The organism is Curtobacterium sp. TC1 (assembly GCF_019844075.1).
Classification (GTDB): Bacteria; Actinomycetota; Actinomycetes; order Actinomycetales; family Microbacteriaceae; genus Curtobacterium.
The window spans coordinates 861,328-882,409 of the sequence record NZ_CP081964.1 but is presented as its reverse complement, the minus strand read 5'-3'; the positions used below and the strand labels follow the sequence as shown (position 1 = coordinate 882,409).

The following is a 21,082-nucleotide window of genomic DNA, read 5'->3' as shown; positions in this document are numbered from 1 at the left end:
CGTCAGCGCGGGATCACCGAGAACAGGAACCGCTTCCGCACCATGTACCAGGCCAAGAGGATCAGCAGGGTGTGGGTCGCGAAGCCGATCCAGCCGTTGCCCCAGTCGACACCCGGGATCGACGCGATCGCCAGCGCGAAGAAGACCTGCCACACGAACACGTAGAGGCTCGCCTGCCCGATCGGGATCCAGAGCCACCCGATCGCCGCCGAGATCGGCTTCCAGAACACCGTCAGGATCGCGTACGACACGATCGCGAAGAAGGCGATGTCGACCAGTCGGCCCCACTGCTGGTCCACCCGCTGGTACGCCGTGTTGTACAGGTCCTCGTACATCGACGCCGGGAACGGGACCGGCGTGAACCCGACGTGGTTCGCCGCCCAGACGTACACCAGGAACGCCGCGTAGCCGCCGACGCCGATGCCGACCAGGACCTTGCCGAGCCGCCCGGTGAGCGCGCCGATGATCTGCCGTCGGTAGTACCCGAGCACGAGGCCGTGGGTGAACACGACCTGCCAGGTGAGCAGCGGGAAGACCGCCTCGAACTGCGAGTTCAGCGGGCGGAAGTCCGGGTTGAGCGCCTGGAACACGTACAGCGCCCAGCTCACGACGAGCACCACCCACCAGAAGCCGCGGCGGATCAGCCAGAGCAGCGGCGGGATGAACAGGCTCAGCACCACGAACAGGCCCATGATGTTGAACGGCCAGGGACCCATCTCGAGCAGCAGGAACTGCCGGATGGCGTACCACGGCGGCGGGTAGCCGAGCAGCTGCATCGCGTTCGGGTACAGGTCGTACACGCGCCCCTCGGCGCCGACTCCCCCGGTCCCGGTCCCCCGGTCGGTGAAGGTGGTGATCGCGTCGGTGTTCAGGAACGGGACGAAGCTCAGCGCGAAGACCACCGCGATCACCACGAGCGTGACGAGGTACTGCTTGCGGGCTCGCTTCCACGCCCCGATCGCGGCCGCCCACTCGCCGAACTTCTTGATGGCGAACGGGTAGGTCATGCCGAGGACCATGCCGGACAGGAACACGAACATCTCGGCACCGGTGATCGCACCCACCGCGTGCAACGTGAGGTACGAGTACGGTCCGCCGATCTCGATGTGGGTGATCACCACCGCCAGGATGATGAACCCGCGGAACAGGTCGAGCCGTAGATCGCGCCCGGGCTTGCCGTCGTCGGGGTACCGCCACCCCGGCAGCAACCGTCCGAACAGGCCGCTCAGCAGGAACACGACCGCCAGGCCCACGGCGACCCAGACGATCCACGCCATCTGGTCGCCGCCGGTGTCGTACTGCTGGTCGGTCGCGGCGTTGCCCTGCTGCGTCGTGACGCGGTCGGTGACCGGCCCGAAGGCGAAGTGGTCGCTGCGCTCGAGGTCGGTGCGGAACGACCCGGCGATGCCGGGCACGGCGGTGTCGCGCCAGTCGGCGACACGGTTACCGGCCTCGGGCTCGCGGCGGTTCGTCTCGACGAAGGTCACGCCCCGGATCAACGGGCGGTCCTGGACCGACGCGATCACCTGCCGCCACCAGCCCTGCTTGACCAGCAGCTCCGCGTCGCCCCGGCGGGTGTGGTCGTACAGCGCGCCGGTGTCGAGCAGCATCGACCGGTCACCGTCGACCGCGAACCGGTCGTAGAAGCTGTCGGCCTGCTGCTGCTCGTAGCCCCAGGTCTCGTCGAACCGGGACTCGACCTCACCGGGCTCCGGCACGTCGTTGCGGGTGAGGGGCACGTCGCGCCCGGCTGCTGCCGTCGACTTCCCCTTGCCGAAGGAGTACATCGACAGCCCGACCCAGTCGACCGACGCGTCGCCCGGCCAGTACGGCTCGTAGGGGTCGTCGGCCGCGGTCAGCGCGCCGTCGCCGTCGGTGTCGAGCTTCGCGACGTCGGTCGCGGACAGGTCGTCCAGGCGCCCGGCGGACTCGCCGAACGGGTACCCGGCACCGTACGACGGCGACCAGACCATGAGCGCGTCGGAGTCGCCGCCGTGCACCGCGGTCGCGAGTGTCCGGAACGCCTGCACGAACTGCGTCGGTTGCTGCCCCCAGCGCACCCACGTGCCGTTCATCTGGGGCGCGAACCGCACGAGCACCTGGGTGTCGTACTGGTCGTGGACCTCCTGGAGCACGGTGTTCACCGCGCGGGCGTCGGCGACGTCGAGCGAGCGGAGCGACTGCCCGGGCTCGAGGCTGACGACGAGGACCGCACCCTGCGTCGCCGCGGCACGCGTCGCGCGGAGGAGCTCCCGCCGGGCCGAGCGGTCGAGCGGGTAGTCGATCTCCACCCCGTACATCGACGGCGTCGCACCGAGTCGTCCCTCGTACCCCGCCGGGGAGTCGTCGCCCCAGTCGAGGTCCGGACCGAACCAGGCCGTCCCGCTCGCCGGCGCCGTCGCCGCGGCCGTGTGCACCGTCACCGCGGACGCCGGCAGTGCACCGCCGAGCAGGAGCGTCGCGATCGTGACGAGGACGGCGACCACCCGGGCCGCCAGCAGCCTCATCGGTCGCACACCAGGGTCCAGACGTTGTGCCCGTGCTCGTGTCGGTGCTCGAGCCGGTCGAGGGCGGCGATCGCGAGTGCCAGGCCGCGTCCGCTCTCCTGTTCGACGTCGGCCATCGTCACGGCGCTCAGGTCGATGTCCACGGGCAGGCCGTTGTCGGTGAGCTCCGCGGTGACGGCACGATCCGTCGACTCGAGCCGCACGGTGTACCGCCGACCGGTCGCCTGGTCGGCGCGCGTGGTGTGCTCGACGATGTTGGCGGCGACCTCGGCCAGGGCGGTCTCCAGCGCGAACCGGAGCCGGGCGTCGTCGATGCCGAGACCGTCCCACCATGCGGCGAACCGGTCCTGGACCTCGTCGAGCGACTCGGGCGTCGCGGCGACGTCGAAGGTGGTCTCGGCGCTCACAGTGGTCCTCCGGCGGTGCTGGACTCGTGCTCTGACTGGACTGCCGTGCCCGGGCCTCGGTAGAGCACGGCACGGATCACGATGCTGAAGATGAACAGGTCGAAGACGACCCACGCGGTGTTGACCAGCGGCGCGATGCCCGACGCCTGCCCGGTCAGGTACCGGATGCCGATCATGACGAGTGCGGCGACCAGGGCACCCATCGCGAAGAGCTGCGGCTTGACGAGGTCCCACCGTGGCTTCTGCTCGGTCTCGTCACGCACCTTCGGCGTCACCCGGAACCCGAGCGGCTTGCCGCGGAACACGTTCTCGAACGCACTCGTCACCGCCTCGATCCACACCGGGAACAACGCGAGCGAGTACTGCTGCCCACGCCAGGTCGGTCTGCCCGCGGCGACCACCCAGAACAACAGCTGGTTGAGCACGAGGAACGGGATCAGCCGGGCGAAGAAGTCGACGCTGTACGCCTGCACCGGCACGACGCCGAACGACAGGCACAGCACCGGTGCCGCGATGTAGACGATCGCCGCGAACCCGGACAGGTAGCTCCACATCGTGGAGAAGTACATCAGGCGCTGTCCCCAGGACAGTCCCTTCTGCACCAGTGGGTTCTCGCGGAAGAACACCTGCATGGTGCCCTGCGCCCAGCGGAGCCGCTGCACGAGCATGGTCGGCAGGTCCTCGGGCGCCAGGCCCTTCGCCAGGATCTCGTCGTGGTACGCCGACTTCCAGCCGAGCCCGTGCAGCCGCATGGCGGTGGCCATGTCCTCGGTCACCGAGATCGTGGCCAGCGGCATGATCGGCTGCGCCTCGTCGTCGCGGTTGACGTCGAGTGCCCGGGCGAGGACGGCGATCGACTCGATGGCGGCCACGGGCGATGCGTCGCGGCGGCCGAGCACGTCGAGCGCAGCGTCGTCGAGGCCGGCGAAGGTGTTCGCGTCGGTCGACATCGCCGCCAGTTCCTGCAGGTCGTTCCGCACGGACTCGAGGTCGGCGGCGGCGAACCGGAAGGCGATCGTGTCGATCCCGCGCTGGAACGCGTAGGTGACGTCGCCGAGCGGTTCGCCGGCCCGGACCTGGTCGCGGGCACGGTCGACGACGGCCTCGGCCTCGTCCAGGGCGCCGAGCACCCGCGGGTCCGTCTCGGTCTCGCGGGCTCGGGCCAGCAGCTTCCGCGCCGTCGTGATGGTCCGCTGCACCGACGCCTCGACCTCGACCACGTAGCGGGAGATACCGAGCTGCATCAGGGCCTCGCGTCGCAGGATCGCGTTCGACCCGCAGAAGAACGCGGCGTTCCAGCCGTCCTTCGACTGCTGGATCGGGCCGTAGAACAGCGGCGCCTGGCTGCCGAGCAGGTCCTCTTCTGGGACGTTCTCGAACCACTGCGGCGTCTGCACGAGGGCCATCCGCGGGTCCTTGAAGTAGCCGAGCGTGCGGTCGAGGATCTCCGGCTCCGGGACCTGGTCGGCGTCGAGGATGAGCAGGAACTCGCCCTGGGTCGCGAGCAGGGCGTTGTTGAGGTTGCCGGCCTTGGCGTGTCGGGGCCGGTCGATCCAGTCGGCACCACGGGTGACGACGCCGATGCCGAGCGACTCGGCGGCGGCGCGCATCTCGGGGCGGTTGCCGTCGTCGAGGATCCAGGTCGCGTGCGGGTGCGTGATCGCCTTCGCCGCCCGGGCCGTGCGCACGACCATCTCGACGGGCTCGTTGTACGTGGTGATGAAGACGTCGACCGTGACGTCGGAGGACGGCTTCGTCGGGGGTTCCCCGCGCTCGCGCAGCCGCCACGCCCCGAAGGCGAACAGGAGCGAGTCGATGACGCTGTAGGTCTCGGCGAGGATGAGCGGCACGGCGATCCACCAGGAGTGCCAGTTCACCGAGGCGGCCCAGCGCCAGACGACGTAGTTCACCCCGGCGATCGAGGCCAGGAGCGCGACGGTGCGCACCGTGACGAGCCGTCGGCGGGCCGTGCCGGTGCTGAGCCGGCGGCGGTCCTGCCGGCTGACGTCGAGCGCCGTCACCGGATCGCTCCGGCTGCGGGGTCGCCGACCGTGCTGCGTCGCAAGGGTGCCTCCTGATCCGCGGACCCCGGCCGCAGCGCGCGCCCGGGTGTGGTCTCGTCCGGACGCAGACCCAGGGGTCGTCGTGCCGGCCGTCCGCTCCGGTCGTCGGGCACGACCTCGGCGTAGGGACCTGTCTACCGCAGCGACCGGCCCTCTGTCAGGCCCGGACTGCGAGTCGTGGACAACGGCCGGGGTCCACCCGCCGTGCAGGTCAGAACGCGGCGGCGAAGCCCAGGTCGTCGGCGAGGCGGGCGATCACCTGGTCGAAGTACGCGGCGCCGTCGGAGACGGAGCCCACGAAGTGGCCGAAGAGCTCGAACGAGATCGTGCCGAACACCGTCGACCACGCCATCAGGGTGCGGACGAGGACCTCGTCGGGCAGCGTGACGCCGAACGATCGCAGGGTGGCCGGGGCCTCCGCGACTGCGGGGCCGGCCGCCCCGGGAGCCGCCGTGGGCGCGGTGGGTGATCCGGGCCTCCCGTCCGATCCCGGAGACGACGTGACGGGACCGTCGGACGCGACCGCATCGGCGACCACCCGTACGAGCGCGAGCGTCGTCCGCGCGGCGGGCGCGACCGTCTCGCGGGGCGCGGCGTAGCCCGGCACGGGCGACCCGAACAGCAGCGCGAAGTCTCCCGGGTGTGCGACGGACCACGCCCGGATCGCACGGCACGCGGCGACCCAGCGGGCGCCCGGCAACGGTCCGGCCGCGGCGTCGGCGGCCTCGACCGCTGCGCCGAGTTCGTCGTAGTCGACGATGAGCAGCGCCGTCAGCAGGTCGTCGCGGCTCGGGAAGTAGCGGTACACCGCCGACGAGACCATGCCGACGTCGCGGGCGACGGCTCGCAGGCTGAGCGCCGCCGGGCCCTCGTCGGTGAGGCGGGTGCGCGCGGCGGCGAGGATGTCCGCCCGGACCGTCTGCCGGGCGAGCTCGCGTGCTGTCGGTGCCATCCGGTCACCCTGCCACACGAGAGCACTGCACACAAACGAGAGCAGTGCTCTTGCTCTTTCGTGCTCCAGCATGCATCCTGGTGGCGAGAGCACCGCTCTCGCTGACCGAACGGAAGCAGGGACCATGTCGCACCACCACCTCGTCATCGGCGCCGGCCCGGTGGGCCGCCACGTCGCCACGCTGCTCGCCGAACGCGGCGAGCGCGTCACGGTCGTCACCCGCTCGGGTCGCGACACCGGCCTGTCGGGAGTCGGGCACGTCGCACTCGACGCCTCCGACGCCGAGGCGCTCACCCGGACGGCCGACGGCGCCGCCGTGCTCTACAACTGCGCGAACCCCGGCGACTACACGCAGTGGGAACGCACCTGGCCGCCGCTCGCCGCGTCGATGCTCAGCGCTGCCGAACACACCGGGGCCGTGTACGCCATCACCGGCAACCTGTACCCGTACGGTCCGGTCGACGGGCCGATGCGACCCGACACCCCGGACGCCGCCACCGACCACAAGGGGATCCTCCGCGCCCGGCTGTGGGCAGACGCCCTGGCGGCGCACCGCGCAGGACGTGTCCGCGCCGTCGAGGTCCGGGCCTCGGACTACGTCGGGCCGGGCATCGGGGCCAACGGACACATCACGCGGGTGCTGCCGGCCGCATTGCAGGGGAAGGCCGTGACGATGATCGGCAGGACCGACCTGCCGCACACCTTCACCGACGTGCTCGACGTCGCCAGGACCCTGGTGGCGGCAGCTTCCGACGAGGGCGCGCTCGGCCGCACGTGGATGGTTCCGAGCAACGCCCCTCGCACCCAGCGGCAGGCGCTCACCGACGTGCTCGCCGCCGCCGGCAAACCGCCCGTGCCCGTCCGACGGGTGCCCGCCGCCGCGATCCGTGCCCTCGGGCTCGTGTCGCCGATGATGCGGGAGCTCGCCGACATGACCTACCAGTGGACGGCGCCGTACGTGGTCGACGACGCCGAGAGCCGCACGTGGTTCGGCATCGAGCCGACCCCGTGGGACGAGGTGTGCCGCCGGACCGTCGCCGGGGTTGCGTGAGGGGGGATGGGTTGTGGGGGCGGCGGTGGCGGCGGGCGGTCTCGCTGGTGCCGGGTGCCGGGTGCCGGTGCCGGTGCCGGTGCCGGTGCCGCCGAGGTTCCACAACACGCCGCCGGTGTGCCGCCGAGGTTCCACGGACCGGCCGAGGGAGCGCCGACACTCCAAGATTTCGGAACCTCGGGCCCGCACGCCCGCGCACCACGCCCGCACGCACGCACGCACGCACGCCCGCACGCCCGCGCCGCCCGCCGCACCCACGACACAGGACGGGGTGGGACGCGCCGTTGCGTCCCACCCCGTCCTGCCTCGGTCTGCCGGTCAGATCACCAGTAGCCGCGAGTACTGCGCCGACGACAACTGCTGCGCAGCCCCGCCGGAGGCCGGCACGCGCCACAGCCCGGCCGAGGGCCCGCTGTCGACGTTCACGAAGACGTCGCCGTCGTCGGCCGCCGCGCCGGTGTTCGGGCCGCGCGACCCGGCCGTGATGCCCGAGACCGCCACGGTGGACGTCCCACCGGAACCGACCACGAGCTTGTCCGGGATCGTGCGGTCGACCTTGCACCCGGTCGGGCTGGTCGGGTACTCGGCAGGGGCGGCGCACCACTCGGCGGACTGCAGCAGCGAGAACCCGTCCGCGTTCGCGGCACCGTACTCGAACGCCAGCCGAGGCTCGATGACGCTCGGTGCCGTGGCACCGGGCTTCAGCAGGTACCAGGCCCACGACCCGGCGGCGCCGGGCGAACGGATGTCGAGGTAGACGTTGCCGTGCGAGTCGGCCAGGACGGCTGCGGGGTACCCGATGCCGAGACCGGACGTCGAGGTGAGCGAGCGGGGTGCGATGCCGGTCCCCGTGACCCACGAGTTGCCGGCCGTCCCACCGAAGACGACGACCTTGCCGTCGGGGGTGACGGTCCAGAACCGCTGGCCGCTGCCCGAGGCGCTCAGGTCGAGCGCGGTCGTCGCGGTGGAACTGCCGACGGGGAGCTTCTGCACCGCACCCGTCACCGAGTCGATCCAGTACAGGTTGCCGGCGACGTCGGAGCGCAGGTCGGGGGTCAGGTGCAGCCCGGTCGCCAGCGTCCGCGCCGCACTGCCGTCGGCGGGGTGGAACAGGATCGAGGTCAGGTCCGCCGAGGGGGTGAACACGTCACCGACGTCGTCCGCGGCGAAGCCCGTCCCCTTCGCGGCGACGACCTTCCCGGTGCCGGAACCGTCCTCGGCGAACCGCACGACGTTGCCGGACGCGTCGAGGGCGAACAGCGACTGCGTCGTGTCGACCACGGACGGCGTGGTGTAGCGGACCAGGATCGTGCGGCCGGTCTTCTTCGCGCCGATCGCGCGCACCGAGAAGCGGTAGGTCGTCTTCGGCGTCAGGTCACCGAAGCGGTCGGACCGCGCCTTCGCCGGCAGCCGGTCGACACCCTGGTCGGGCTGGTGCTGCGCGGGGGAGATCGTGACCTTCCAGCCGGTGACCTTCGCGCCGGACTTCGGGGGACCCCAGGTCACGGTCGCGCTGTCGCCGGCTCCGGTGACCCGGACGGCGGTCGGCGCGCCCGGCGCCGAGGACGAGGGGGCAGCCGTCGCCGGCGCCACTCCCCCGATGACGAGCGCCGCCGCTGCTGCGACGGTGATGAGTGCTCGGTACACGTTCGTTCCCCTGCGTTCCCCGCGGCTCCCTGCGTCACGGCTGCAGGTATCACAGCACCGCCAGGGCACCAGGGGAACCGATCCGGGCGTGATGTGCGGTTCCCCGCACCGCAAGCGTGGTGACGCAACGGCCGCCGTCTGGGGCGACCCACGGCACGAGACGCGACCGGACGACGGACGGGAGGCACGGTGCCAGCTGGCACCATGCCTCCCGTCACAAGGGGGTCGCGTCCGGGACGCGGCTCGCGTCAGTAGCGCGGCTTGCGCTCCGGACGGTCGTCGCGGTCGCCACGCGGGGCGCGGTCGCGGTCCTCGTAGCGACGAGCACCACCGCCACCACCACGGCGGTCGGGCTTGATCTCGATGAGCTTGCCGCTGATCCGGGTGTCGGTCAGACGATCGAGCACGCCACCGTCCATGTCAGCGGGCAGCTCGACGATGGAGAAGTCCGGCTGGATGCGGATCGCGCCGAAGTCGTCGCGACGCAGGCCGCCCTCGTTCGCGAGGGCGCCGACGATCTGACGCGGCTCGACGCGGTGCCGACGACCGACCTCGATGCGGTAGGCGGTCATGGGCTGCGAACGACGGGGGCCGCGGTCGCGGTCGCCGCCGCGGTCGCTGCGCGGGGCACGGTCGTCGCGTCCGCCGCGGTCGTCGCGCTCGCCACGGCGGGCGTCGCGCTCCATCTGGGTCCGGAGGGCGTCGTCGGCTGCGGTCAGGAGCAGCGGCGAGTCACCCTGCGCCACGACGGCCAAGGCGGCGGCGACGTCGTCCGACGGGACGTCGTGGTGCTCGACGTAGTGGGCGATGACGTCGCGGAAGGCGGCGATGCGGCCCTGGTCCTCGAGCGCCGTGGTGATCGCGTCGTCGAAGCGGGTCAGGCGCGTCTCGTTGACGTCGTCGATGGTCGGCAGCTGCATCTGCGTGAGCGGCTGCTTCGTGTGGCGCTCGATCGCGGAGAGCAGGCGCCGCTCACGGGGGGTCACGAAGCTGATCGAGTCACCCGAACGGCCGGCACGACCGGTGCGGCCGATGCGGTGCACGTAGGACTCGATGTCGACCGGGATGTCGTAGTTCACGACGTGGGTGATGCGGTCGACGTCGAGGCCACGGGCGGCGACGTCGGTCGCGACCAGGATGTCGAGCTTGCCGGACTTCAGCTGGTTGACGGTCCGCTCGCGCTGGGCCTGGGCGACGTCACCGCTGATGGCGGCTGCGGCGTACCCACGGGCGCGGAGCTTCTCGGCCAGGGTCTCGGTCTCGCTCTTGGTGCGGACGAAGATGATCATGCCCTCGAAGTCCTCGACCTCGAGGATGCGGGTGAGCGCGTCGACCTTCTGCGGGTACGAGACCATCAGGTAGCGCTGCGTGATGTTCGCGGCGGTCTTCGTCTTGGTCTTGACGGTGATCTCGGCCGGGTCCGTCAGGTACTGCTGGGAGATGCGCCGGATCTGCGCGGGCATCGTCGCCGAGAAGAGCGCGACCTGCTTGTCGTCGGGGGTGTCGGCGAGGATCGTCTCGACGTCCTCGGCGAAGCCCATCTTGAGCATCTCGTCGGCCTCGTCGAGCACGAGGTACTTCAGCTCGGACAGGTCGAGCGTGCCCTTCGCCAGGTGGTCCATGATGCGACCGGGGGTGCCGACGATGACGTCGACGCCACGGCGCAGGGCGGAGAGCTGCACGCCGTACGCCTGGCCGCCGTAGACGGGCAGGACGTGGACGTTCTTCATGTGGGACGCGAACTGCTCGAACGCCTCGCACACCTGCAGGGCGAGCTCACGCGTCGGCGACAGCACGAGCGCCTGGGGCTTCTTGCTGCCCGAGTCCATGCGGGACAGGATCGGCAGCGCGAACGCCGCGGTCTTGCCGGTACCCGTCTGCGCCAGGCCGACGACGTCGCGGCCGGCGAGCAGCGTGGGGATGGTGGCTTCCTGGATGGCGGAAGGGGTCTCGTACCCGATGTCCTTGACGGCCTTGAGCACAGCGTCGCTCAGGCCGAGATCGGCGAAGGTCACCACGGGCCCCTCGTCGGTGGTCTCGGTGGTGGTGGCGGTGTCCGTGCTCATACACCAACGGTATCTCGAATGCACGCACCGCAGTGACCGGAGGGCATGCGGACGGGAGGCGCGGGGCGGGCCCGACCCGTGCCTCCCGGTCCCGTCGTGGTCACGTCACGGGCGTGTGGTGCCGATCCCGAGGACCGCGTCGGCCCGGTCGTTCAGCCGCGTGAGCATCTCGGCGAGCGAGCGCAGCTCGTCCGAGGCGAACTCCTCGGTCAGGTCGTCGAAGACCTCGGCGCCGGCCGCGTCGAGCTGGTCGAGCAGTCGCCTGCCCGCGGGCGCGAGGGACACGAGTGTGGCGCGGCCGTCGGCGGGGTCCGGCGATCCGACCAGGTGCTCGGCGTCGATCAGCGACGCGACCCGGCGACTGATCACCGGGCGGGACAACCCCGTCGCGTCCGCGATGGCGGTGGCCCGGACGGGTCCGTGGCCGGCGACGGCCCGCAGGATCACGCGCGCCGTCGGGTCGAGTCCGCCGCTGGACTCGATGAGCGAGGAGCGCAGGGTCTGTCGGACCCACAGCCGGTCGAGCTGGGATCGCAGGAGTCGCTCGGCAGCGCGCCGGTCGTCGGACATGCGCTCAGCGTAGCGGCCACATTTAGTTGCTTGTCGGAAGCAACAGATGTATCGTTGCGCGGTCTGCAAAGTTACACAGCACGAAAAAGGAGTTCGATGACCGCCACCGCACCCGTCCAGGTGCAGCACGGTCGGCACAGCGCCGAGGCCCCAGCAGCCTCCGGCGGTACCGGCCAGCAGCCCCTGATGACCCACCGACAGATCCTCCTCGTGATCTACGGCCTGATGGCGGGCATGTTCCTGTCGTCCCTCGGCCAGACGGTGTTCGGCACGGCGATCCGCACCATCGGCGACGACCTGCACGGCCTCGACCAGCAGGCCTGGGTCACGACCGCCTACCTCATCACCTCGACGATCGCGACGCCGATCTACGGCAAGCTCTCCGACATCTTCGGCCGCCGTCCGCTCTACATCTTCGGCATCGTCGTGTTCATCCTCGGCGCCGTCCTGTCGTCGATGTCCACCTCGATGCTCATGCTGGCGGCCTTCCGTGCCGTGCAGGGCATCGGCGCCGGTGCGCTGATGTCGCTGCCGCTGGCGATCATGGGCGACATCCTCGCCCCGCGCGAACGTGCCAAGTACCAGGGCTACTTCCTCGCCGTGTTCGGCATCTCGTCGGTGATCGGCCCGCTCATCGGCGGTCTGCTCGCCGGGTCCTCCGAGATCCTGTGGATCACCGGGTGGCGCTGGGTCCTGCTGATCAACGTGCCGATCGGCGTCGCGGCGCTCCTCATGGTCATCGTCTTCCTGCACCTGCCGAAGGTGCACAGTGCCGACGACGCGAAGCCCAGGGTCGACTGGTGGGGCGCGACCGCCGTCATCGTCACCCTCGTGCCGCTCCTGCTCGTCGCCGAACAGGGCCGCATCTGGGGCTGGGGCTCCCCCGCCGCCATCGCCTGCTACGTCGTCGGTGTCGTCGGCCTGATCGGGCTGCTGCTCATCGAGTCGAAGATGGGCGACGCGGCGATCATCCCGCTCAAGCTGTTCCGCTCGGGCACCTTCTCGATGGCGACCGTCATCGGGTTCCTGGTCGGCTTCGCGATGTTCGGCGCGATGCTCACGATCCCGCTGTACCTGCAGATCGTCGTCGGGCTCACCCCGACCGAGTCCGGCTTCGCCACCCTGCCGCTCGTCGGTGGACTGATGATCGCCTCGATCACGAGCGGTCAGATCGTCGCCCGCGTCGGCCGCTACCGGATCTTCCCGGTCATCGGCACCGCGCTCGTGTCCGCCGGCTACGTCGTCCTGACCTTCATGTCGATCGACAAGCCGCTCTGGTTCCTCATGATCGGCATGTTCCTCATCGGTCTCGGACTCGGCTCGGTCATGCAGTCCCTCACCCTGGCGTCGCAGGGCTCCGTCGAGGCCCGTGACATGGGTGTGGCCACGTCGTCCGCCACGTTCTTCCGCCAGATCGGTGGAACGCTGGGCACCGCGGTCCTGCTGTCCATCCTGTTCTCGGTGATGCCGGCGAACATCCTGCACGCGACCGCGAACGAGAAGGACCTCGGCCCCGCACTCGACGCCGCGCTCAACCCCACCGTCGCCAGCGCGAAGGCGAACCAGGGCGCGATGGACAAGATCTGGACGCCCGTCGTCACACCGCTGACGAAGACCGTGCAGTCGCAGCTCGACGCTGCCTCCGCGAAGGCGACGCAGGCCGCCGACGCCGCGGTCACCGAGCAGGTCACGGCAGCCGTGCAGCAGCAGGTCGCCGCCGGTGCGGTCCCCGCCGCCTCGGCCCGGTCCGTCATCGCCCAGCAGGTCGCCGCGGCGACGCCGGCGGCCGAGCAGTCCGCGCTCGAGCAGGTCGCCGACCAGGCACACGCCAGCGTGCAGGACGGCACCGTGTCCGTCGACTGGTCGAACGCCTCGCAGCGCTCCTACTGGGTCGACGAGCTCACCCCGGAGCTCGCGAAGAAGATCGACGACGGCAACACCACGAGCGACAGCGCCACCAGCACGAACGACACTTCGTTCCTGACCGGTGCCGACAGCCACCTGACCCGGCCGTTCATGGCGGGCTTCAACGCCTCGTCCGTGACGATCTACTGGGTCGGCCTCGGCGTGATCCTGCTCGCGTTCGTGCTCACCTGGTTCTTCCGGGTGCCGCCGCTGCGCCAGCGTTCCGCCCTGCAGGAGCGCGCCGACCTGTCCGCCGAGGCGCAGCTCGAGGCCGAGGCCGGTGCTGCCGCGGCCGACGCCGGCTCGTTCACCGGTCCGATGACCGGGTCCGTGCCGACCGGCTCGGTGCCCACCGGCTCGGGCTCGGGCCCGACCGGATCCACACCGACGCACCGTCGGTGACCGACCGGGGCGTCCGTCCGTGCCCCCTTTCCGGGCGGGCGCCCCTCCCACCACCCCGACCACACCAGGAGTCCCCGTGATCACCACCCCGGCAGCGGCAACGGCAACGGAGCCGTGCACGCTGCGTGAACGGAAGAAGCAGCAGACCCGCCAGGCGTTGCACGACGCAGCGCTGACCCTGGTGTCGGCGCACGGACTCGACGGCGTCACGGTCGAGCAGATCTGTGCCGACGCCGACGTCTCCCCGCGCACGTTCTTCAACTACTTCTCGTCGAAGGCGCACGCCGCACTCGGGCTCGACTCGGTCGAGGTCCCGGAGCACTCCGCGGTGTGGTTCGCCGAGGCCCAGGGCGGCCTGGTCGACGACCTGTGCTCACTGATCGCGGCGACCGTTCCGCTCTCCCAGGACCGCCGGCGGATGAAGGAGCTGCTCGTGCTCCGGCCCGAGATGTCGTCGATGGTGATGCAGTGGATGGCCGAGTCACGCCAGTCCCTGCTCAGCGTCGTCGGCACCCGCACCGACGAGCAGACCGCACGCACGGCCGTGACGCTCGTGATGTCGGCGCTCAGCGAGGCTGCCCACCGCGACTCCGTGCGGAGCAACGACGAGCTCGCCGTGCGACTCCGGGCCGTGGTGCGCGAGATGGCGGCGCTGGCCGCCTGACGCCCCCGCGGGCCGTTCCGCGCGGGGTCGTTCCGCGCGTACTCGGTCGTTTCGGGCGTACCGGGTCAGAACTTCTGACCAGGTACGCCCGATTCCGCTTTCCATCGCACGCGTTCTGGGAAAGAACGTCAGGTGGTGGCGCTGACTCGACGCCGAGCGGGCCGGTGCCAGACGAGCGCGGCGTTCGCGGCGTCGCGGGCGAAGCGGAGCACCCGCAGCACGACGATGTCGTGGTCGCCGGCACGGTGGACGGCCTCGACCGAGCACTCCAACCACGAGTGCGCACCGTCGAGCAGCACGGCCCCCGACCCGGTGTCGACGTGCGGCACACCGACCAGTCGCTGCGCCCGGTCGCGGGAGGCCAGCTGCCGGGTCTGCTGGGCGTGCCCCTCGGCGAGGACCGAGATGCCGAGCACCGGCGCCGCCGCCAGGTCGGGCCAGGTCGTCGACGAGTGCTGCACGGCGATCGTCGCGAGCGGCGGGTCGTAGGAGACCCCGACGGTGAACGAGGTGGCCACCATGACGACCGGCGCGCCCGCCACCCGGGCGGCGATGGCCGCCACGACCGAGGGGATCTCGGCGATCGCCTCGCGGATGTCGAGAGGGTCGCCGACGAACTCGTGCTGCATGGGGGTTCCTTCGTTCAGGAGCGGGCGAGCAGGGAGCGGGCACGTCGTTCGTCGGCACGCATCGCGGCGACGAGGGCGTCGGGCCCGGGGAACGTGCGCTGCCGACGGAGCCGACGGCCGACGGTGAGCTCGACGGGGGTGCCGTACAGGTCACCGTCGAAGTCGAGCACGTGGATCTCGACGGTGCGCGGCCGGTCGGCGAAGGTGCTGTTACTGCCGATCGACACGAGGGCCTCGCGCGTCCCGGGCCACGTCGGCGCGGTGAGCCACCCGACGTAGACGCCGTCCGACGGGACCGTACGGCCGTCGTCGGGCAGCAGGTTGGCGGTCGGGAACCCGAGCCCGTGGCCGACGCCGGCGCCGTGCACGACCGCGCCGGTGAGGACCGCCGGTGCCCGTCTCGGCAGGGAGACCGCCGCCACGAGCGCCCCGAGTGCCGCCAGCGCCAGGGCGCCGAGGGCGACCGCGTCGGTCGACACCGCGAGCAGCACAGCGGTGACGGTGCTGCCCAGGACGGCGCCGAGCTGCTTCACGGTGTTGAACGTGCTCGACGCCGCACCGATGGTCGCCGGGCCGGCGCCGAGCACCGCTGCGAGCGAGAACGGTGACCAGACGAACGCGTTCGCGACCCCGAAGCCGGTGAACGCCGCCGCGACCGCCCAGAGCGGAGCCGACGTCCCGATGAGCACGGCGGTGAGCGCCACCGAGACGACGAGCAGGACGGCACCGATGGTCGCCGTCGCGCGGGGGCCCGCGGTGTTCGTCGTGCGGCCGACGAACGGTGCGGCGGCCAGGCAGGCGATCCCCATCGGCACGAGCACCAGGGCGGCTGCGCCGGCGCCGAGTCCGCGTCCGTCCTGCAGGTCGAGCATGAGCGGGATCGGGGCAGAGCCGACGCAGAACGACGCGGCGGTCGCTCCCCACGAGCCGGTGACGAACCCGCGGTCGCGGAAGAGCCCGAGCGGCACGAGTGCCCGGTCGCCCGCTCGGCGCTGCACGGTGAGCACCGCGGCGACGACGAGCGCGCCGAGGACCACCAGACCGACCCGCGGCAGGGGTGCGGCGAGCACTCCGTCACCGGTCCCCTGCACACCGACGACCACCGCGAACACCCCGGCCGTCACCCCGACGACGGCGAGCACCGGCAGCGGCACCGCGATGCGTCGGGACACGGGTACGAAGCGGAGCACGGCGACGGCGGTGACGATGCCGACGGGGACGTTCACCAGGAAGACCGACGGCCACCCCCACGCCTCGACGAGCACGCCCCCGACGATCGGGCCGGCGACGGTCGCGGCACCACCGCCGGCGCTCCAGACGGCGAGCGCGACGGCGAGCTGCGGCGGTTCGAACAACGAACGGATGACGGTCAGGCACTGGGGCGTCAGCAGCGCGGCGCCGACGCCCTGCACGGCGCGCCAGACGACGAGTGCACCGATGCCCGGCGCGAACGCGCAGCCGATCGACGCGACGGTGAACACCGCGAGCCCGAGCAGGTAGACGCGGCGGTGGCCGAAGCGGTCGCCGAGCCGTCCGGCGACGAGGAGCGGCACCGCGAACGCGAACAGGTAGGCGCTGTTCACCCAGACCGACAGGGACGCGTCGGTGCCGAGGTCGCTGCCGATGTCCGGCAGTGCGACGGACACGATCGTGCTGTCCAGCAGCAGCATGAAGAAGCCGAGGCAGAGCCCGCCGAGTGCGAGCCACCGACGGGCCGGGGTCACCTCACACCGCCAGGTTCTCGCGGAGCGTCGACCCCGGGTACCGCGGCGCCAGGGCACCACGGGCACGCAGTTCCGGCACGAGCAGCTCGCTCAGGTCGGCGAACCCGGTGGGCATGCCGAGCGGGCTGGACAGCATGTAGCCGCCGCGTCCGCCGGTGGCCGCGAAGTTCTCCTGCAGGGCGTCGGCGACCCCCGCGGCGTCACCGACCAGCATGTGGTCGAGGCCCGTCGCGGCACGCCAGCCGTGTTCGAAGAAGTCGTCGCGGTCCATCGTGTGGTCCTCGCCGAACTCGGCGACCAGGCTGCCGACCAGGCCGGCCGGGCTCGCCTGCGCGGCGACGATCTCGTCGCGCAGCTCGCCGAGCCGGAACCGCTCCGGCAGCGTGGAGAAGTCGTAGCCGGCATTGTGGGAGATGAAGGTGCCGACGGCCTCGCGGTTCCAGAACGACAGCAGCGAGTCGCGGCGGGCGGCGGCCTCGGCGTCGGTGGCGCCGACGATGACCTGGGTCGCCCAGAGGATCCCGACGCCGGATGGGTCCCGACCGGCGTCGGTGAGCGCTGCGTCGAGCGCGTTCCGGTGCCGGAGCTGTCCGGCGACGCTCGACCCGAACCCGAACACCAGGTCGGCGAAGGACGCACTGGCGGCGATGCCGCGCGGCGAGTTGCCGGCCTGCACCACCACGGGGTGCCGCTGCGGGCTCGGGACGCTCGCGAGCGGGCCACGGACCTTGAAGAAGCGGCCGTCGTGGTCGATGGGGTGCACCCCCGCCGGGTCGGCGAACCGTCCGGTCGAGCGGTCGCGGACAATCGCGTCGGGGGCGACGGAGTCCCAGAGCGCACGGCAGACGCCGATGAACTCCTCCATCCGTTCGTACCGCAGGTCGTGGTCGATGAGGTGGTCGGACCCGTAGTTCGCTGCGTCCGCCCCACGCGACGAGGCGACGACGTTGAACGCCATGCGTCCGCCGGTGACGTGGTCGAGCGAGTTGAGCAGCCGGGCGACGGAGAAGGGGTGCGTGAACGTCGACGAGTAGGTGAGCCCGAACCCGATGTGCTCGGTGACGGTGGACATCGCGGCGATCACGGGTGACATGTCCTGCCGGGGCCACTGGATGCCCCACTCGACGGCAGGGTCGATGCTGCCGCGCCACGTGCTCGGCACACCGGACCCGTCACCGAAGAACAGCATGTCGACGCCGGCACGTTCGGCCGTGCGTGCCACCTCCATGTACATGCGGACGTCGGGGAAGTCCTGGCCGACCCAGCTGCCGGCCGCGGCCCACCGCCCCTCGGTGTGGGTGAAGGACAGGTCGTAGGCCAGGTGCATGCCGTTCATCGGACACCCACCGGCGAAGCGGACGCGGGCACAGACACAGACGCGGAGGCGGACTCGCGCCACAGCGCCACCGTCTCGTCGGCGTCGGTCACGACGCCCACGTTCAGGTCGATCAGGGTCAGCGCGGCGTCGTGCACGTCGGAGTCGTACGCGGCGGTGGCGTCCTGCGGGACCACCACGGGCCAGCCGAGCTGCATCGCGTCCTGCGCGGTGGCGAGGACGCAGCACTCGGTGGTGAGTCCCACGACGGTGACCCAGCCGATCCCGGCGGAGGTGAGCCGGGCCTCCAGGTCGGTGCCCAGGAACCCGCTGTACCCGCGCTTCACGACGCGGGTCTCACCGGGCGCTGGCGCCGTGCGGTACCACTCGGCGCCCTCCGTGCCGATCCGGCAGGGCTCGTCGTCCGGCATGGGTCCGTCCGGGTTCCCTCCGCGCAGCCACGTGCTGGAGCGCCACGGCCGGGCCGGGTCGCTGCCGAGTTCGACCCAGACCACGGGGACGCCCGTCGCGCGGGCCTCGTCGACGAGCGAGCCGATGCGGGTGACGGCGGCGTCCACCGCAGCGGACGCGCGGTCGTCGAGTCCGTACGGGGCGATCCGCGTCGGGTCGCCGAAGTCGCGCTGCACGTCGACGACGACGAGCGCGGGCCGCGGACCACCGGTCGGCGAACCGGCAGCCGGCGATCCCCGGTCCAGCAACTGCGCGAGCCGTGGGTCGCGACCCGCGTCGACTCCCCCGGTCACCGGACGACCGCCGCGTCGTGCTGACGGAGCGCGGGCAGGACGGTGTCCCCGAACAGCACCATGTCCTGGTCGTACTCGGGGAAGATCAGCATCAGGCCGTCGAGCTCGCCCCGGTCGACGATGTACTCGATGTGCTCGGTGACGGTCTCGGCCGACCCGGCGACGTACGCGGTCTGGAACGCGTCCTCGCCCGCAGCACCGTCCGCCCAGGCACGCGCCTGCTCGGCGGGGACGCCCCACGACGCCCGCATCGAGGCCAGTGCTTCGCGGTCGACGCCGGCGCCCCACTCGCGCACCTTCCGCTGCGCGGCGGCGTCCGTCTCGCCCTGCACCACCGTGAGCATCGAGTACGTGCGGCATTCGCGGCCCTCGGCGGCGGCGCGGTCGTGGACGTCGCGGGACAGCTCGCGCATCTCGTCGAGGCTGTCCGCCGCCAGGAAGGCCCCGTCGGCGTGCTTCGCCTGGAACGCCCTGGCCGCCTCGGACTTGCCGGCACTGATGATGGTCGGGCGCGACACGGGGTGGGGGCGGGACTCGCACGCGTCGAGGTCGAAGTACGGCGTGTGCATCGTCACGCTGTCCTCGGTCCACAGGCGCGTGACCGCCTCGGTCCAGAGTTCCGTCATCCGGTACCGGTCGGCGTGGCTGAGGGCCGCGTCCCAGATCCCGAACTGCTCGAATTCCGCCGCGTAGGCGCCGTTGACGATGTTCATGCCGGCCCGGCCGCCGGAGATGTCCTGCAGCGTCGTGTACATCTTGGCGGCGACCGCCGGGTTGTGGACGTTGGCGTGCATCGTCGCCCAGATCTTGACCCGCTCGGTGGCCTCGGCGATCCCGGCCATCATCGTCATCGACTCCAGGGACCGGCCCCAGTGGTCCGTGGAGCCGCCGAAGCCGCGCCACTTCGCCATCGACATCACGAAGTCCAGGCCGATCGTCTCGGCGTGCAGCGCCGCGCGCTTGTTCCAGGCGTAGGTCGCCTCGGGGTGGGGTGCCGTGGTGGAGAGCATCCACCCGCCGTTGCCGATCGGGAGGAAGATCCCGTACTCCTTCGCGGGCATCTCACGCCGCCTTTCTGGTCGTTGCGGAACACTCGGTGACGATGGGGCTCACGGTGCGGGCCACACGGTCTCGCCGTCCTTCGTGATGGCGTCGATGTACTCGTTCGTGAACCAGCTCTTCGCGTCGTCGGCGGTCACGGAGCGCTTGACGATGTCGAACTGGTGCAGCATGTCGACGAGCTTCGTCACGTTCTCCGGGTCGATGCCGCCGAGCGGCTGGTCCGGCGTCGGGTTGTCCGCGATGACCTTCGTCTCGGTCGTCCAGATCTTGGTGTTCTGGGCGGTGTCGTAGGTGGCGCCGGACAGCTTCGCTGCGTACCCGACGCACTGCTTGGCCTTCGCCTCGCTCGCGGAGCAGAAGTCGTAGGCGTGCAGGGCTGCGCGCAGGACGTCCTCGACCGCGGTCGGGTGCGCCTTCGCGAACGCCGGGTTCACGGCCATGGCGCCGATCGACGAGGGGATGTCGTAGTCGACGGGCTGCCAGACGGTGACGTCGTCACCGGCGGCCTCGAGCAGGTTCGGCTCGTTCGACACGAAGCCGGTCAGCGCCTCGAGGCCGTTCTGCTTGCGGGGCAGGACGGACGGGTCGTAGCCCTCCTTGACGAGCGTGAGGGAGTCCCAGTCCACACCGGCCTTCTCCATCATCGCCCGGACCGACGCGGGGACGTAGCCCTTGTGGCCGACGACCTGGCCGTCGAGCTGCGGCAGCTCGGTGATGTCCTCGTTCGTCATCAGGACGTCGAGGCCGGCGTTCGAGTACGACGAGATCCCGGTGATGTCGATGCCGTTCGCGCGGGCCTGGATGAGGTCCTGCTCGGCGACGGCGGAGACGGTGGCCTGGCCGCTGGCGAGGAGCTTCGTGTTCTGGGCGGTGTCACCGGACCCGGGCTTCAGCGTCACGTCGAGGCAGAGGTCCTTGAAGTACCCGAGCTCGTCCGCCGCGATGTACTCGAGGATCGACGCCGACGACTGGTACTGGTACCCGGACAGGTAGGTGATCGTGCCGGCGTCCTTGTTCTCCTTGCACCGCTCGGCCGAGATCGCGCTGCCCTCGGACGAGGTGGTGCCGGCGCTGGAGCCGGTGCTGCAGCCGGTCAGCGCGAGGGCGACGGCGGCGGTGGCGAGGGCCGCGAGTGCGGCCGTGGTGCGGCGCGTGGTGCGGCGCGTGCTGTGCTGCGTGGTGCTGTGCTGCATGGTGCGGCGCGTGCTGTGCTGCGTGGTGCTGTGCTGCATGGTGCTGTGCTGCATGGTCACTCCTGTGGGAAGGGATGGGTGGTGCAGGGCGGGGCGGTGCAGGGCAGGTGCGGGTGGGGCGGTGGGGCAGCTGACGTCGGCCTGGAGGCGCGGCTGACGTC

General features: G+C 71.3%; 16 protein-coding genes. 3 read left to right on the top strand and 13 right to left on the bottom strand.

Annotation, left to right across the window (positions count from 1 at the left end; translation table 11 throughout):
• Positions 1 to 2: 2 nt before the first annotated feature.
• The 4 genes from opgC to KZI27_RS05330 all read right to left on the bottom strand — a co-directional run bounded on the left by opgC (position 3) and on the right by KZI27_RS05330 (position 5,929).
• On the bottom strand, positions 3 to 2,507 hold the full coding sequence (gene opgC, locus KZI27_RS05345) for an OpgC domain-containing protein (protein ID WP_222659710.1): 2,505 nt from the start codon (positions 2,505 to 2,507) through the stop codon (positions 3 to 5).
• A complete protein-coding gene (locus KZI27_RS05340) occupies positions 2,504 to 2,914 on the bottom strand; it encodes an ATP-binding protein (RefSeq protein ID WP_222659708.1) in 411 nt (136 codons plus the stop codon). The genes opgC and KZI27_RS05340 overlap by 4 nt, the downstream gene beginning before the upstream one ends.
• The gene (locus KZI27_RS05335; protein WP_222661192.1) at positions 2,911 to 4,860 is read right to left on the bottom strand and encodes a glycosyltransferase; all 1,950 of its coding nucleotides are present in this window, start codon (positions 4,858 to 4,860) and stop codon (positions 2,911 to 2,913) included. Before KZI27_RS05335 ends, KZI27_RS05340 begins: the two co-directional genes overlap by 4 nt.
• A gap of 328 nt (positions 4,861 to 5,188) precedes the next feature.
• A complete protein-coding gene (locus KZI27_RS05330; protein WP_222659706.1) occupies positions 5,189 to 5,929 on the bottom strand; it encodes a TetR/AcrR family transcriptional regulator in 741 nt (246 codons plus the stop codon).
• A gap of 124 nt (positions 5,930 to 6,053) precedes the next feature.
• Between KZI27_RS05330 and KZI27_RS05325 the strand changes: the two genes are divergently transcribed.
• Positions 6,054 to 6,980 (top strand): NAD-dependent epimerase/dehydratase family protein, encoded by a 927-nt coding sequence (locus KZI27_RS05325; RefSeq protein WP_222659704.1) that lies wholly within the window; start codon positions 6,054 to 6,056, stop codon positions 6,978 to 6,980.
• A 318-nt stretch (positions 6,981 to 7,298) separates the two neighbouring features.
• Here the strand turns inward: KZI27_RS05325 and KZI27_RS05320 are convergent, their stop codons facing one another.
• The 3 genes from KZI27_RS05320 to KZI27_RS05310 form a co-directional block, all read right to left on the bottom strand.
• On the bottom strand, positions 7,299 to 8,627 hold the full coding sequence (locus tag KZI27_RS05320; protein WP_222659702.1) for a fibronectin type III domain-containing protein: 1,329 nt from the start codon (positions 8,625 to 8,627) through the stop codon (positions 7,299 to 7,301).
• 248 nt (positions 8,628 to 8,875) lie between these two features.
• Positions 8,876 to 10,693: a DEAD/DEAH box helicase gene (locus tag KZI27_RS05315; RefSeq protein WP_222659700.1), complete on the bottom strand. Its 1,818-nt coding sequence runs from the start codon at positions 10,691 to 10,693 to the stop codon at positions 8,876 to 8,878.
• 105 nt (positions 10,694 to 10,798) lie between these two features.
• The gene (locus KZI27_RS05310) at positions 10,799 to 11,263 is read right to left on the bottom strand and encodes a MarR family winged helix-turn-helix transcriptional regulator (protein ID WP_222659698.1); all 465 of its coding nucleotides are present in this window, start codon (positions 11,261 to 11,263) and stop codon (positions 10,799 to 10,801) included.
• A 96-nt stretch (positions 11,264 to 11,359) separates the two neighbouring features.
• On the opposite strand from KZI27_RS05310, the gene KZI27_RS05305 reads away from it, so the two are divergent.
• Both KZI27_RS05305 and KZI27_RS05300 read left to right on the top strand, forming a co-directional pair.
• Positions 11,360 to 13,570, top strand: a complete 2,211-nt coding sequence (locus KZI27_RS05305) for an MDR family MFS transporter (RefSeq protein ID WP_261784106.1) — start codon at positions 11,360 to 11,362, stop codon at positions 13,568 to 13,570.
• A gap of 76 nt (positions 13,571 to 13,646) precedes the next feature.
• Positions 13,647 to 14,234, top strand: coding sequence for a TetR/AcrR family transcriptional regulator (locus tag KZI27_RS05300; RefSeq protein WP_222659697.1), 588 nt, complete (start codon positions 13,647 to 13,649; stop codon positions 14,232 to 14,234).
• A 128-nt stretch (positions 14,235 to 14,362) separates the two neighbouring features.
• Here KZI27_RS05300 and KZI27_RS05295 read toward each other — a convergent pair whose 3' ends face one another.
• Genes KZI27_RS05295 through KZI27_RS05270 form a run of 6 tightly spaced genes read right to left on the bottom strand, consistent with a single transcriptional unit; the run spans position 14,363 to position 20,975 of the window.
• Positions 14,363 to 14,863 carry a flavin reductase family protein gene (locus KZI27_RS05295; RefSeq protein WP_222659695.1) on the bottom strand — a complete coding sequence of 167 codons (501 nt, stop codon included), beginning with the start codon at positions 14,861 to 14,863 and terminating at the stop codon, positions 14,363 to 14,365.
• Positions 14,864 to 14,877: 14 nt separating this feature from the next.
• Positions 14,878 to 16,587, bottom strand: coding sequence for an MDR family MFS transporter (locus KZI27_RS05290; protein ID WP_261784105.1), 1,710 nt, complete (start codon positions 16,585 to 16,587; stop codon positions 14,878 to 14,880).
• Between the two features lies 1 nt (position 16,588).
• The gene (locus KZI27_RS05285) at positions 16,589 to 17,923 is read right to left on the bottom strand and encodes an NtaA/DmoA family FMN-dependent monooxygenase (RefSeq protein WP_222659693.1); all 1,335 of its coding nucleotides are present in this window, start codon (positions 17,921 to 17,923) and stop codon (positions 16,589 to 16,591) included.
• The gene (locus KZI27_RS05280; protein WP_261784104.1) at positions 17,920 to 18,666 is read right to left on the bottom strand and encodes a cysteine hydrolase family protein; all 747 of its coding nucleotides are present in this window, start codon (positions 18,664 to 18,666) and stop codon (positions 17,920 to 17,922) included. The genes KZI27_RS05285 and KZI27_RS05280 overlap by 4 nt, the downstream gene beginning before the upstream one ends.
• On the bottom strand, positions 18,663 to 19,727 hold the full coding sequence (locus tag KZI27_RS05275; protein WP_222659691.1) for an LLM class flavin-dependent oxidoreductase: 1,065 nt from the start codon (positions 19,725 to 19,727) through the stop codon (positions 18,663 to 18,665). The genes KZI27_RS05280 and KZI27_RS05275 overlap by 4 nt, the downstream gene beginning before the upstream one ends.
• Positions 19,728 to 19,775: 48 nt before the next feature.
• Positions 19,776 to 20,975 (bottom strand): ABC transporter substrate-binding protein, encoded by a 1,200-nt coding sequence (locus KZI27_RS05270; RefSeq protein WP_261784103.1) that lies wholly within the window; start codon positions 20,973 to 20,975, stop codon positions 19,776 to 19,778.
• Between the last annotated feature and the right edge of the window lie 107 nt (positions 20,976 to 21,082).

What these genes read in the sequence shown, in the direction of transcription:
- opgC (WP_222659710.1), bottom strand. Translation starts at nt 2,507, where the DNA reads ATGAGGCTGCTGGCGGCCCGGGTGGTCGCCGTCCTCGTCACGATCGCG.
- KZI27_RS05330 (WP_222659706.1), bottom strand. Translation starts at nt 5,929, where the DNA reads ATGGCACCGACAGCACGCGAGCTCGCCCGGCAGACGGTCCGGGCGGAC.
- KZI27_RS05325 (WP_222659704.1), top strand. Translation starts at nt 6,054, where the DNA reads ATGTCGCACCACCACCTCGTCATCGGCGCCGGCCCGGTGGGCCGCCAC.
- KZI27_RS05315 (WP_222659700.1), bottom strand. Translation starts at nt 10,693, where the DNA reads ATGAGCACGGACACCGCCACCACCACCGAGACCACCGACGAGGGGCCC.
- KZI27_RS05310 (WP_222659698.1), bottom strand. Translation starts at nt 11,263, where the DNA reads ATGTCCGACGACCGGCGCGCTGCCGAGCGACTCCTGCGATCCCAGCTC.
- KZI27_RS05305 (WP_261784106.1), top strand. Translation starts at nt 11,360, where the DNA reads ATGACCGCCACCGCACCCGTCCAGGTGCAGCACGGTCGGCACAGCGCC.
- KZI27_RS05295 (WP_222659695.1), bottom strand. Translation starts at nt 14,863, where the DNA reads ATGCAGCACGAGTTCGTCGGCGACCCTCTCGACATCCGCGAGGCGATC.
- KZI27_RS05285 (WP_222659693.1), bottom strand. Translation starts at nt 17,923, where the DNA reads ATGAACGGCATGCACCTGGCCTACGACCTGTCCTTCACCCACACCGAG.
- KZI27_RS05275 (WP_222659691.1), bottom strand. Translation starts at nt 19,727, where the DNA reads ATGCCCGCGAAGGAGTACGGGATCTTCCTCCCGATCGGCAACGGCGGG.
- KZI27_RS05270 (WP_261784103.1), bottom strand. Translation starts at nt 20,975, where the DNA reads ATGCAGCACAGCACCATGCAGCACAGCACCACGCAGCACAGCACGCGC.